9 protein-coding genes are annotated in these 13,262 nt (G+C 56.5%); 7 read left to right on the top strand and 2 right to left on the bottom strand.

The genetic code is table 11. The features are described 5' to 3' along the window. The first annotated feature begins 72 nt into the window (after positions 1 to 72). The 5 genes from umuC to dcuR all read left to right on the top strand — a co-directional run bounded on the left by umuC (position 73) and on the right by dcuR (position 5,509). The gene (gene umuC, locus H7K56_RS02750; protein ID WP_021506336.1) at positions 73 to 1,341 is read left to right on the top strand and encodes a translesion error-prone DNA polymerase V subunit UmuC; all 1,269 of its coding nucleotides are present in this window, start codon (positions 73 to 75) and stop codon (positions 1,339 to 1,341) included. Positions 1,342 to 1,729: 388 nt separating this feature from the next. Beyond that, positions 1,730 to 2,155 (top strand): hypothetical protein, encoded by a 426-nt coding sequence (locus H7K56_RS02755; protein ID WP_223815622.1) that lies wholly within the window; start codon positions 1,730 to 1,732, stop codon positions 2,153 to 2,155. A 356-nt stretch (positions 2,156 to 2,511) separates the two neighbouring features. Next, positions 2,512 to 3,048: a peptide-methionine (S)-S-oxide reductase MsrA gene (gene msrA, locus H7K56_RS02760; protein WP_021506337.1), complete on the top strand. Its 537-nt coding sequence runs from the start codon at positions 2,512 to 2,514 to the stop codon at positions 3,046 to 3,048. Positions 3,049 to 3,162: 114 nt separating this feature from the next. Beyond that, positions 3,163 to 4,797, top strand: coding sequence for a sensor histidine kinase (locus H7K56_RS02765; protein WP_058781845.1), 1,635 nt, complete (start codon positions 3,163 to 3,165; stop codon positions 4,795 to 4,797). Beyond that, positions 4,790 to 5,509, top strand: coding sequence for a two-component system response regulator DcuR (gene dcuR, locus H7K56_RS02770; protein WP_021506339.1), 720 nt, complete (start codon positions 4,790 to 4,792; stop codon positions 5,507 to 5,509). Before H7K56_RS02765 ends, dcuR begins: the two co-directional genes overlap by 8 nt. Here dcuR and H7K56_RS02775 read toward each other — a convergent pair. Both H7K56_RS02775 and H7K56_RS02780 read right to left on the bottom strand, forming a co-directional pair. Next, entirely contained in the window at positions 5,503 to 6,468 is a 966-nt protein-coding gene (locus H7K56_RS02775; protein ID WP_150361709.1) for an FAD:protein FMN transferase, read from the bottom strand. The two genes, dcuR and H7K56_RS02775, sit on opposite strands and share 7 nt — an antisense overlap. A 50-nt stretch (positions 6,469 to 6,518) precedes the next feature. Further along, the gene (locus tag H7K56_RS02780; RefSeq protein WP_021506341.1) at positions 6,519 to 9,299 is read right to left on the bottom strand and encodes an NADH-dependent fumarate reductase; all 2,781 of its coding nucleotides are present in this window, start codon (positions 9,297 to 9,299) and stop codon (positions 6,519 to 6,521) included. Positions 9,300 to 9,904: 605 nt separating this feature from the next. On the opposite strand from H7K56_RS02780, the gene H7K56_RS02785 reads away from it, so the two are divergent. Together H7K56_RS02785 and fumA are read left to right on the top strand one after the other, a co-directional pair. Further along, positions 9,905 to 11,416, top strand: coding sequence for an anion permease (locus H7K56_RS02785; protein ID WP_150361710.1), 1,512 nt, complete (start codon positions 9,905 to 9,907; stop codon positions 11,414 to 11,416). Between the two features lie 164 nt (positions 11,417 to 11,580). After that, entirely contained in the window at positions 11,581 to 13,224 is a 1,644-nt protein-coding gene (fumA, locus tag H7K56_RS02790) for a class I fumarate hydratase FumA (RefSeq protein WP_058769655.1), read from the top strand. Positions 13,225 to 13,262 lie beyond the last annotated feature (38 nt).

Here is a 13,262-nt window from a genome sequence, read left to right on the forward strand (position 1 = left end):
GATTTCTGCTTCTCATTTTTCCTGCATCTGACCTATACTGTTTTTATATACAGTATTTTCAGGGTGCCGATGATGTATGCATTGGTCGACGTAAACTCTTTCTACGCCAGCTGCGAAACCGTGTTTCGCCCGGATCTGCGCGGCAGGCCGATCGTGGTGCTGTCAAACAATGATGGCTGCATTATCTCGCTGAGCCGCGAAGCGAAGGCGCTCGGCATCAAAATGGGTGCGCCCTGGTTTAAACATCGCGACGAGCTGATGCGTCATCAGGTGGTGGTGTTTTCATCTAACTATGCGCTGTACGGCAACATGTCGGCGCGCGTGATGGAGACGCTCGACCGGCTGGCGCCGCGCGTAGACGTCTATTCGATTGATGAGGCCTTTCTTGATGTCAGCGGAATTGAAGGCTACACCTCGCTGACGCGCTTTGGACAGCAGGTACGTGACTGCCTGTGGAAAGAGACGCACCTGAAAGTGGGCGTCGGCATCGCGCCAACGAAAACCCTCGCCAAGCTGGCTAACTGGGCGGCCAAACGCTGGACCAAAGCCGAAAACGTCATGGACCTCTCTGATCCGGCGCGCCAGCGCGGCCTGATGCAGCGGGTGGGCGTAGAGGAAGTGTGGGGCGTCGGCCGCCGTTTATCGAACAAGCTGAACCTGATGGGCATTCAAACCGCTCTGCAGCTGGCGGAGACGCCCACTGCGCTGATCCGCAAGCATTTCGGCGTGGTGCTGGAGCGCACCGTGCGCGAGCTGCGCGGCGAACCCTGCCTGGCGTTTGAAGAGGTGATTCCGCACCGGCAAAATATCCTCTGCTCGCGCTCGTTTGGCGATCGCATTACCGATTATCAGGATATGCGCGAAGCCATCGCCAGCTATGCGGCACGCGCAGCGGAGAAACTGCGCAGCGAGCGTCAGTATTGCCGCTACATCGGCACCTTTATCCGCACCAGCCCGCACGATCCGCATCAACCCTACTATGCCAACGCCGCCAGCCAGACGCTGATTACCCCTACCGCCGACAGCCGCGACATCATTCAGGCCACGCTCAACTGCCTGGATCGCATCTGGATCCCCGGCAAGCGCTACCTGAAAGGCGGCGTAATGCTGGGCGACTTTTTCAGCGACGGGGTGGCGCAGCTTGATCTGTTTGCTGACTATCAGCCGCGCCGTAACAGCGATCAGCTGATGGCGCTGATGGATAAGATCAACGCCCACCAGCGCGGTGCCTTGTGGTTTGCCGGTCAGGGCATCCAGAAACCCTGGGCGATGAAACGCGACATGCTGTCTCCGGCTTACACCACGCGTATTAGTGACGTGCCGCGCGTGAAGGCAAAGTGACTTAATCTCTCTCCCGCGGCGACCCTGAACCTGTCACGCTACTCGGAATAATCGCAAGGCGGCGGGAGAGAAAATTGATAATTCACACCAATCGATACGCGATTAATGATGAAATTAATTTACAGATAATTGATCAATATCGGGCGCTGACGAATACAGCACTTAATGCTTAAACCTCACTGCCCTAAATGGCCGACGCTATTTTAAAATCAATGAAAATTTATTGCCGGCGCATCACAACAAAAACAAATCCATATCAAAAGGTTAGCCATAATTAAAATTGCCGCATCAGCAAAATGAGATAAAGCGCACCATTATAATATTGCGCAACCATTAAGGCCGTGATATTTAAATCTGGACTTTACAATAAACTTACAAAGAGGGAAAAATGAAAATTAACCTTATGGGTTTGATGGTGATGCTCGTTATCCTGTTAAGTGGATGTTCGTCGACGGGGGGTGAGGATAAATACAGCGCGACCTACGTTCAGTCACACATTAAAGAAGGGAAAACCACCAAGGCGGAAGTGCAGCAGCTTTATGGTGTCCCGGATGATAATCAAAAATCCTCTCAGGGCACTACCTGGATTTACGAGAAAAATGCGGATTACAGCAGCGCCTCTTCGCTGCTGGGCTACATCCCGGGAGCGGGAGCCGTATCCGGCGCGTTAGGTATGGCAAACTCAGCAAGTGAAGTATCCTCTACGGCAGGCAAAATGGCAGATAAACGTAGTGGAAATACCGAAATACACGGTAATAGACTCTATATCACTTTTAATAATAGCGATATTGTAGATTACTGGAGTATCCGTTAATCCGCGCCGAAAGAAAGTAATTTACCTGATGCGGCTCAGCTGAGCCGCATTATTCTATTTAAACAAGAATATTATCTGCTTCGTATCATCCGGGCTATTACGCGCAAATAAACCACGACATCTCACCGCTGAATAACGTTTTATCGCGCAGGTAAAAGCGCCGCTGGCAGATCAACTGGCGTGTGCATCAATGCTGCACCCGTGCGGCGCAAATCGTCTGCGCGCAATGGCAAGGCGCTACGGGCTAAGCCGCGCCAGGTTGTGCCAGGTTGCGCCCAAAATGTTAACAGAAAGCGGCTTGAATTCAGCGTGCTGAACCCCCACTCTAACGCTTTCGCCCTGACAGGAGTAAAACAATGGCAACCGAATATGCGATTATCGCGGGTGGCTGTTTCTGGTGCACCGAAGCAGTATTCAAAGATGTGATTGGCGTCGAGTCAGTCGAAAGTGGTTACACCGGCGGTGAACGTCCTAATCCCACCTACGAGCAGGTGTGCAGCGGTGCGACCGGCCACGCCGAAGCGATTCGCGTAGGCTTCGATCCGGAGAAAGTGAGCTACGGCGATCTGCTGGACATCAGCTTTGCCACCCACGATCCTACCCAGCTGAACCGTCAGGGTAATGATGTCGGCACCCAGTACCGTTCGGCGATTTTCCCGGCTAACGCGGAACAGGAAGCCGAAGCGATTGCGGCAATTGCCCGCGCGCAGGAAGATCACAGCGTGCCGGTGGTGACCACCATCGAGCCGCTGAAAGCCTGGTACCCGGCAGAAGATTATCATCAGGATTACTGGGATGGCGCTGGTCAGCGCAACGGTTACTGCCTGGCGGTGATCCCGCCGAAGCTGCAGAAACTGCGGAAAAGCTTCGCTAACCGGGTGAAACAGGGTTAACCCGCCCGCTCTCCCCCACGGAAGGTCGTCATCGCTGACGGCCTTCCTGCATTTAGCGCGACCCGCTGCGGATTATCCGTCATAATAGCCCCCCGTTTTCCGCAGAGCACGATCATGACCTCTCCACAGCAAGCCACGCCGGCGCGCAGGCGACCGATGAAGCTCAACACCCTGGTGACGCTGATGCTCAGCGCGGTGATTGTGCTGGTGCTGCTGAGCGTACACATGTTTTATTTCTTCCAGATTGGCGCCGCGACGCGCAGCCAGCTGGAGGATAAAGCCATGGCGGTGGCGCGCACGCTGGCGAAATCACCCGAAATTCAGCAGGCGCTGCGCCTGCCGCCCGACCGGGCCGCTATCCAGCCCATCGCCAAAGCGGTGGAGGAGAGCAACCATCTGCTGTTTATCAGCATCACCAACATGGATGGCATCCGCTACTCACACCGTAATCCGGAGCTGGTGGGCAAACACTTTATCGGCCCGGACATCGAACCGGCGCTGCGTGGCAACGAGAATGTCTCCGTGAATCAGGGCTCGCTGGCCAAATCGCTGCGCGTGTTTACCCCGGTGTACGACGCCCAGCAGCGGCAGATTGGCGTGGTGGCTATCGGCATCTCGCTGGAGGCGGTCACCGACCAGATCAACCAGAGTCGCTGGAGCATTCTGTGGACCATTCTGATCGGCACTTTTGCCGGCGCGGTTGGCACCTTCATTCTGGTGCGCGTGCTGAAGCGTATCCTGTTCGGCCTCGAGCCATACGAAATTTCCACCCTGTTTGAGCAGCGCCAGGCGATCCTTAACTCCGTCAAGGAAGGCGTTGTGGCGATGGACGATCAGGGCGAGGTGACGCTGGTCAATCAGACGGCGCGCCAGCTGCTGAGCGATAAAATGGGCAGCAGCGTAGTGAGTACCGCGCGCATTTATGATGCCTCGGTGATCGACCAGCATCTGCAGGAAGTGCTCAACGGCGGTCGCGCACGGCGCGATGAGGAGCTCAACGTCAATGGCCGACTGCTGCTGAGCAACACTGTGCCGGTGCGCAGTCAGGGACGCATTATCGGCGCGGTCTGCACCTTCAGGGACAAGACCGAAATCAGCCAGCTGATGCAGCGTCTGACCGGCATGGTAAACTATGTTGATGCCCTGCGTGAGCGCTCGCACGAGTTCATGAATAAGCTGCACGTGATCCTTGGCCTGCTGCACATGAAAAATTATGCGCAGGTAGAAGCCTATATTCTGAAGACCGCTAATAACTATCAGACGGAAATCGGCTTCCTGCTGGAGAAGATCAAATCACCGGTGATTGCCGGTTTTCTGCTCAGCAAAATTAACCGCGCCTCTGATTGCGGCCATCGTCTGACCATCAGCGATGCCAGTTACCTGCCGGACAGCGGCAACGAGCAGCAAATGGCGGCGCTGATCACCGTGGTCGGCAACCTGGTGGAGAATGCGCTGGATGCGATGAGTGAGCAGACCGAGGGCGAAATCCACGTCATGCTGCACTATCAGAACGGCTGGCTGACCTGTGAAGTGAGCGATGACGGACCGGGTATTGCGCCGCAGCATCTGGCAACCGTGTTCGACAAGGGCTTCTCTACCAAAGGCGAGGATCGCGGGGTCGGCCTGTTCCTGCTGAAACAGCAGACGGAGCACCTCGGCGGCAGCGTCAGCGTGGAGTCCGAGCCCGGCGTGTTCACCCAATTTTTAGTCCAACTTCCGTGGGATGGAGGAACCAAACCGCATGATTAACGTGTTAGTGGTCGACGATGACGCCATGGTGGCCGAGCTGAACCGCAGCTTTATCGGCCAGGTGCCGGGCTTTCACTGCGTGGGTACCGCCGCGACGCTGCAACAGGCGCGCGAGTTCCTGTTTAATAGCGAAACGCCGATCGACCTGGTGCTGCTGGATATCTATATGCAGCAGGAGAACGGGCTCGATCTGCTGCCGGAGCTGCGCCAGGCGCAGAGTTCAGTAGAAGTGATCATCATTTCGTCAGCGGCCGACGCGGAGAACATCAAAACCTCGCTGCACTACGGCGTAGTCGACTACCTGATCAAACCGTTCCAGTTCCCGCGTTTTGAAGAGGCGCTGACCGGCTGGCGGCAGAAAAAATCGCTGATGGACAATCAGCACTACTATCAGCAGTCGGACCTCGATCTGCTGATGCACGGCAGCCCGGCCACCCAGCACGACAACAAACGGCTGCCGAAAGGCTTAACGCCGCAGACGCTGCGCACGCTGTGTCAGTGGATTGACGCCCATCCCGGCCATGAGTTTTCCACCGACGAGCTGGCGGCAGAGGTGAACATTTCGCGCGTTTCGTGTCGCAAATACCTGATCTGGCTGGCGCAGATTAATATCCTGTTCACCAGCATTCACTACGGTGCCACCGGCCGCCCGGTCTATCGCTATCGCCTGCAGCCGGAGTACCATTCGCTGCTGCAGCAGTACTGTCAGTGACGCAGCTGCCAGCTGAAATCCAGCTGGCTGAAGCGGAAATGGCGCGCCGGCGAGCAGATAATCTGCCGATCGCGGGTGACAAACACCGCGTCGATATCAGACTGGCCGGCGAGATACGCCAGCCCCTGCTCTACGCCCATGCCGTACAGCAGCGTGGTATAGATATCGCCATCCAGCGAGCGATCGGCAATCACCGTCACGCTCAATAACGCATTGTCCAGCGGATAGCCGGTGCGCGGATCAAAGATGTGATGCCAGCAGCGGCCGTCGCGTTCAAAGTAGCGCTCATAAATCCCGGACGTCACCACCGATTTGCCCTGCACCTGCAGCGTCCCCAGCAGCTCATCGTCCCGGCCAAACGGTTTTTTGAGCCCGATGCCCCAGCCCTGCGGCTGATGCGGCGGGCTGCCGAGCGTCTGCACATTGCCACCGAGATTAATCAGCGCCTGCGCAACACCCTGCTGACGCAGAAATGCCTGCACCACATCGGCGATGTAGCCTTTCGCGATGGCGCCCAGATCGATCTCCATGCCCGGCAGCGGCAGAAACACCGAGCGCTGTTCGGCATCCAGCACTACCTGATGCGGATCGGTCAGGCGCAGCAGCGTCTCAATCTCCGCTGCGGGCGGCACTTCACGCCCCTGAAAACCAATCTTCCAGCGTTTCACCACCGGACCGATGGTGAAGTTAAACGCGCTGTCCGGCAGGATGCTCACCGCGTGCGCCACGCTAATCAGCGCAAAAACCGGCGCGCTCACCACCACCGGATGGCGTCCGGCGGCGTGATTAATGGCCATCACTTCGGATTCGGCGCGGTTGACGGTAAACAGGTTTTCCTGCTGTTTGATCAGGCGAAAGACCTGGCTGGCCAGCGTAGGATTGTCTTCGAACAGTTTGAGCAGAATGGGCGAACCCATGAGGACGGCAGAATAGGAATGGACGCCAGCGTCGCTTGTCATTGTGGCCCCGCAAGAGAACGATGCCCGCAGGGCGCGGGCATCGTGATAGCTTAGTTACCTAACGCCAGTTTAGCGGCATTACGGCCCGCTTTGATACCAAAGATAATGATATCGGCGACGGCGTTACCGCCGATGCGGTTCGCACCGTGGATGCCGCCGACCACTTCACCCGCCGCCCAGGCACCAGGAATCACCTGTTTCTGCGCGTCAAGCACCGCGGTCTCGGTGTTGATGGTCACGCCGCCCATAGTGTGGTGCACGCCCGGTGCGATACGAATCGCGAAGAACGGCCCCTGATTGAGCGGATGACGCAGCGCGGTGGCACGGCCAAAGTCTTCGTCTTTCTGGTTAATCACAAACTCATTGTAACGGCCCAGCGTGCTTTGCAGCGTTTCCTGATCCATGTTGAGTTTCACCGCCAGCTCATGAGGTGTTGGCGCGCTAATCACAAAGCCTTTGGCGATGTATTCGTCCGCCGCTTTGTTGTTGGCACGTACCTGCTCATCGAACACGATCCACGCGCTTTTTTCCGGCAGCGCGATAATCTCGGCAGAAACTTTGTCACGGGTTTCCATTTCATTGTAGAAACGCTTACCGGCCTGGCTGACCAGAATCGCCCCGCCGCCGCGCATCGCTTCGGAAATCAGGTACGAGGTGGTCTGCTCAACGGTTGGGTGAATCTGGATTTCGCCCATGTCGACAGTCTCGGCGCCAATTTTCTGCAGCATGGCGATACCGCTGCCGGTGGCGCCTTTGTGGTTGGTGGTGACGAAACCATCCAGCTCCGGACGGTATTTCACCACCATCTCGCGGTTGGCGCTGAAGCCACCGGTGGCCACAATCACGCTTTTCGCATTCAGGATGCGGCTGTCGTTGTACTCATCGACCACTTTCACGCCGGTCACCGCACCGTTTTCAAACAGGATCTCGGCCACTGAGGTTTCCAGCAGCACTTCGATGTTGCGCTGGTTAACATTTTTCACCAGGCCGCTAATCAGGAAGCCGCCCACCGCCGAGCGATCTTCCGGACGGTGCGTACGGTCAATGCTCATGCCGCCGGTGATGGTGATATCGCTCAGCTCAATGTCTTTCGCCGCCAGCCACTCAATGGCTTCTGGCGCACGCTCAACGAACTCACGCAGCAGCACCGGGTTGTTTTTGAATTTGCCGCCTTTCAGCGTTTCCTCGTAGAACAGCTCTTTGCTGTCTTCGATGCCTTTCAGTTTCTGATAACGGGTTTCCGCCGCGTTCATCCCCACCGACGCTTTGATGGTGTTACCGCCAATGGTGGGCATCTTCTCAATGATCACCACGCGCGCGCCGTCATCGTGCGCCTGAATCGCCGCCGCCAGACCGGCCCCGCCGGTACCCACCACCACCACATCGTAATTGACCGGCGCATTCGGGTTACCGCCCTCTTCAATCACATACTCTTTGCTGGAGGTGGTGAGCGCGCGCGATACCGCTTTCTTCAGCGCCTCACTCTGCGTGGTAGCGCCGGTAATGGCATCGACGTGCGGGCTGTTCGCCACCAGAATACGTTCACGCAGGCTTTCAAAGGTGCTGGTGAAATCGACGTCGAGGTTAGGATCCGGCACCAGCGAAATGTCGGTGATACGGTCGGTGTCGAGCGTTACGTTGATTTTCAGCTTCAGCGCTTCGGCTTCCACTTTCGCCTGGTAAACGCCGGCTTTGTACTTACGATGGCCATCGCTGACGTCACGGATCATCGCATCCACCAGCGAGAAGCGCCACAGCGGTTCCGGAATGGTCAGCGCTTCGCGTTTGGTGCTGTCGATGTACAGATCCATGTGCTCATTTTTGATGATGCGATCGGCCCAGTCTGGATAGGCAATACAGGCTTTACCAATCGCCACCAGATCGAAGCCCGAGGCCAGCGCCAGTTCGGCATCCTCTTTGTTCACCACGCCGCCAACGCCAATCACCGGCACTTTCGCCAGCGTCGCCGAGCGCTGTTCAATGTATTTGCTGATTAACGGCGTCGGATCCTGGGTGTCGACAATCGACGGACGCAGCAGCTGGCCGACGGAGAAGTGCACGTAATCCAGCCCGCGCGCCGCCAGTTTTTCCAGCAGGTACAGCGTGTCGTCCCAGCGGATACCGGGCACTTCCAGCTCTTCCGGCGAGAAGCGATAGCCGATGATGAAATCCGCTGCGGCGAAGCGCTCCGCCATTTTGTGGGTGATTTCCAGCACTTCCAGCGGGAAGCGCGCGCGGTTGTCGCGGCTGCCGCCCCATTTGTCGTCGCGCTGGTTAGAGTTCGGCGAGTAGAACTGCTGAATCAGGTAGGTGTTAGCGCCGTGGATCTCCACGCCGTCGAAGCCGGCTTTGATGGCGCGGTTCACCGCATCACCAAACTTGGTGATCATCACCTCCACTTCTTCCGCCGTCAGCGCCTGCGGGGTGCTGGCACCTTCACGCGGCGCGGCGATAGCGCTGGGCGCGACCGGGGTTTTCCCGCCGATCAGCGCGGGCTCAACCATGCGGCCGCCGTGGTAAATCTGCAGAATGGCTTTGGAACCCTGAGACTTGATGGCGTGCGCGATTCTGGCCAGGCCAGGAATTTTGTTGTCGCTGTCGATGCCGATAGCGCCCGGGAACGCCGGACCGCGGTTATCGATAAAGGCGCACTCGACGATCACGGTGCCGATGCTGCCGGCACGCACGCGATAATACTCAACGAGATCGCTGGTCACGCCGCCGTCGTAATAGCCGGTACAGGTGGTCATCGGGGCCATCACCAGGCGGTTTTTCAGCACCGCCCCTTTCGGTAATGTCAGCGGATTAAGAATCGGGGTGAGCGTATTCATGATGAGCAACTCCAGAATTAAGAAATCGTGTATTCAATTCTTTGGCAGTTCGGAGGTCTTTATAATTAATTTAAGTGGTCCGACTTCATGGTATAAATATACCATTTTATTTAGTTACATAACCCAGAATGTTAGTTATATAAGTTTTACGCGTGAAAATACTTTTTATTGCTCATTGCTGAAATCCGCGCTCCGCTAAGTTTTAACCAATACTTGACAAAAATCAACTTTTTCCTTACATTTAAAACAAATGACGTAATATCAAAGAGATAAAAAGCACCTTTCGACCGATTCTGGCGGTATTTTTGCCGTTCCGTTCACTTTTAACACATATTTTACACCTGTTGGTTCATTTATTACGGCGCAAAACGTTAAAACAAAAAACCCGCTAATAATTTTATTGATCCAGATCAAAATAGATATTTTAATTAATCGCATCATAGCGTCATTCAATTGATAATTCGCGAAGCAAAATTGCAATAACGAAGATTCATGTAAAAGACACTTTAAAACGTCCCGGTTGATCTGCTACAAGCGTTTCGTAACTAAAAAAATCAACCCGACCGGGCCGTCAATCGCATTCCCATAACTTGCAGACCAAAACTATGAATACACAAACAACCCAGAGTGAACCCCTAAAGGCGCCACCTGCCGCACCGGGGAAAAAGAACCGGCTAGTCATGTTGTGCCTGCCGATCGTGGTTGCCGTGCTGTTGCTGCTGGTGCCCACCCCTGCCGGGCTGGAGCCGTACGCGTGGCACTTCTTCGCCATCTTCGTCGGGGTGATTGTCGGCCTGATCTTCGAACCGCTGCCGGGCGCGGTCATCGGCCTGACCGGTGTGGTGATCATCGCGCTGTTCAGCCAGTACGTGCTGTTCAGCCCGGCAGAACTGACCGATCCGAAGTTCAAAACGGCCGGACAGGCGTTTAAATGGGCGGTGAGCGGCTTCGGCAACTCCACCGTGTGGCTGATTTTCGGCGCCTTCATGTTTGCCGCCGGCTACGATAAAACCCAGTTCGGTCGCCGCCTGGCGCTGATTCTGGTGAAATATCTCGGCCGTCGCAGCCTGACGCTCGGCTATGCCATCACCTTTGCCGACCTGCTGCTGGCACCGTTTACGCCGTCCAACACCGCGCGCAGCGGCGGGACGATCTATCCCATCATTGCCAACCTGCCGCCGCTGTACGGTTCTAAACCTAACGACCCAAGCGCACGCAAAATTGGTTCTTACCTGATGTGGGTTGCTATCACCGCCGCCTGTATCACCAGCTCAATGTTCCTCTCCGCGCTGGCCCCTAACCTGCTGGCGCTGGCGCTGGTAAAAAGCGTGGTTGGCTTTGATATCTCGTGGGGCATGTGGTTCCTCGCCTTCCTGCCGCTGGGTATCCTGCTGATTCTCACCATGCCGCTGCTGGCTTACTGGCTCTATCCACCAGAAGTAAAAGTGAATGACGAAGTGCCACGCTGGGCCAAAGCCGAGCTGGAGAAACTGGGTCCGCTGTCGCGCAATGAAATTCTGCTGCTGGTGTTCGTGGTCGCTGCGCTGATGATGTGGATCTTCGCCACTGCGTGGATTGAACCGGCGATGGCCGCCCTGCTGGTTATCGTGCTGATGCTGTGGACCGGCGTGCTGAACTGGAACGACATCACCAGCAACAAAGCCGCCTGGAACACCTTTGCCTGGTTTGCCACGCTGGTCGCGCTGGCTGATGGTCTGGCGCGCGTAGGCTTCATCGCCTGGCTGGGTAAAGAGGGTGCGCTGCTGCTGCACGGCTACGACCCGCAGGTGTCTGCGGTGGTACTGCTGGTGGCCTTCTACCTGCTGCACTATCTGTTCGCCAGCACCACGGCGCACACCACCGCCCTGCTGCCTGCCATGCTGACCATTGCCGCCTCGATTCCGGGCATCAACATGCCGGTGTTCTGTCTGATGATGTGTACCTCACTGGGTGTGATGGGCATTATCACCCCGTACGGCACGGGCCCAAGCCCGATTTACTACGGTAGCGGCTACCTGCCAACCAAAGACTACTGGCGTCTCGGTACCATCTTTGGTGCCCTGTTCCTGGTGGCGCTGATGGTCATTGCCTATCCGTGGATGGTGATGATGTTCTGATGATGTTGCTTTGATGTTAAAAACGCAGCCGCGTAACAACGTTAAAGTGGTATGATACTCGCCAGTCAGCTCTTGCCGCGGACTGGCGAGAGAAAATCGAATAACAGATCGCCTAATTTGTCGCCCGTCATGCTGGCGGGCAACACGAAGCTAAGTGAGCCAACATGTCGAACAAACCCTTCTACTACCAGAATCCCTTTCCTCTCGCCAAAGATGATACCGAGTACTATCTGCTGAGCCGCGACCATGTTTCGGTGGCCAACTTTGACGGCGAAGAAGTCCTGAAAGTCGACCCGAAAGCGCTGACGCTGCTGGCGCAGCAGGCGTTCCACGATGCCTCTTTTATGCTGCGCGCGTCACATCAGCAGCAGGTGGCGTCGATTCTGGCGGACGATGAAGCCAGCCAGAACGACAAATACGTGGCGCTGCAGTTCCTGCGCAACTCGGAAATCGCCGCTAAGGGCGTGCTGCCGACCTGCCAGGACACCGGTACCGCCATCATCATGGGTAAAAAAGGCCAGCGCGTCTGGACCGGTGGCGGCGATGAAGCCGCGCTGTCTCAGGGCGTTTACAACACCTTTATCGAAGATAACCTGCGCTACTCGCAGAATGCGCCGCTCGATATGTACAAAGAGGTCAACACCGGCACCAACCTGCCGGCGCAGATCGATCTCTACAGCGTTGACGGCGACGAATACAAATTCCTGTGCATCGCCAAAGGTGGCGGTTCTGCTAACAAAACCTATCTGTATCAGGAAACCAAAGCGCTGATCACACCAGCGAAGCTGAAAAACTACCTGATTGATAAAATGATGTCGCTCGGCACGGCGGCCTGTCCGCCGTACCACATTGCATTTGTCATCGGCGGCACTTCCGCTGAGAGCACGCTGAAAACCGTGAAACTGGCGTCAACCCACTATTACGATTCGCTGCCGACCGAAGGCAACGAACACGGTCAGGCGTTCCGCGACGTGCAGCTGGAACAGGAACTGCTGGAAGCCTCGCAGAAACTCGGCCTCGGCGCGCAGTTTGGCGGTAAGTATTTTGCTCACGATATCCGCGTGGTGCGTCTGCCGCGTCACGGCGCATCCTGCCCGGTGGGCATGGGCGTTTCCTGCTCGGCTGACCGCAACATCAAAGCCAAAATTAACCGCGAAGGCATCTGGATCGAGAAGCTGGAAGACAACCCAGGCCGCTATATCCCGGAAGCGCTGCGTCAGCAGGGCGAAGGCGAAGTGGTCAGCGTCGATCTCAATCGCCCAATGAGCGAGATCCTCGCCCAGCTCTCCGCTTACCCGGTGGCAACGCGTCTGTCGCTGAACGGCACCATCATCGTGGCGCGTGATATTGCGCACGCCAAACTGAAAGAGCGCATCGACAACGGCGAAGGTCTGCCGCAGTACATCAAAGATCATCCGGTGTACTATGCGGGCCCGGCGAAAACGCCGGAAGGTTACGCGTCCGGTTCACTCGGTCCGACCACTGCTGGCCGCATGGACTCCTACGTCGATCTGCTGCAGGCTAACGGCGGCAGCATGGTGATGCTGGCCAAAGGTAACCGCAGCCAGCAGGTCACGGATGCCTGCCATAAACACGGCGGCTTCTATCTGGGCAGTATTGGCGGCCCGGCGGCGGTGCTGGCGCAGCAGAGCATTAAGAGTCTGGAGTGCGTGGAGTATGCCGAACTGGGCATGGAAGCGATCTGGAAAATTGAAGTGGAGAACTTCCCGGCGTTCATCCTGGTGGATGACAAAGGCAACGACTTCTTCCAGCAGATCCACAACCAGTGTGCTGCCTGCGTGAAATAAGCCGGCCTGCAATAAAAAAATCCGCGGCGTAAAAGCTG

This window comes from Pantoea dispersa, assembly GCF_014155765.1.
In the GTDB taxonomy this organism is placed as follows: domain Bacteria; phylum Pseudomonadota; class Gammaproteobacteria; order Enterobacterales; family Enterobacteriaceae; genus Pantoea; species Pantoea dispersa.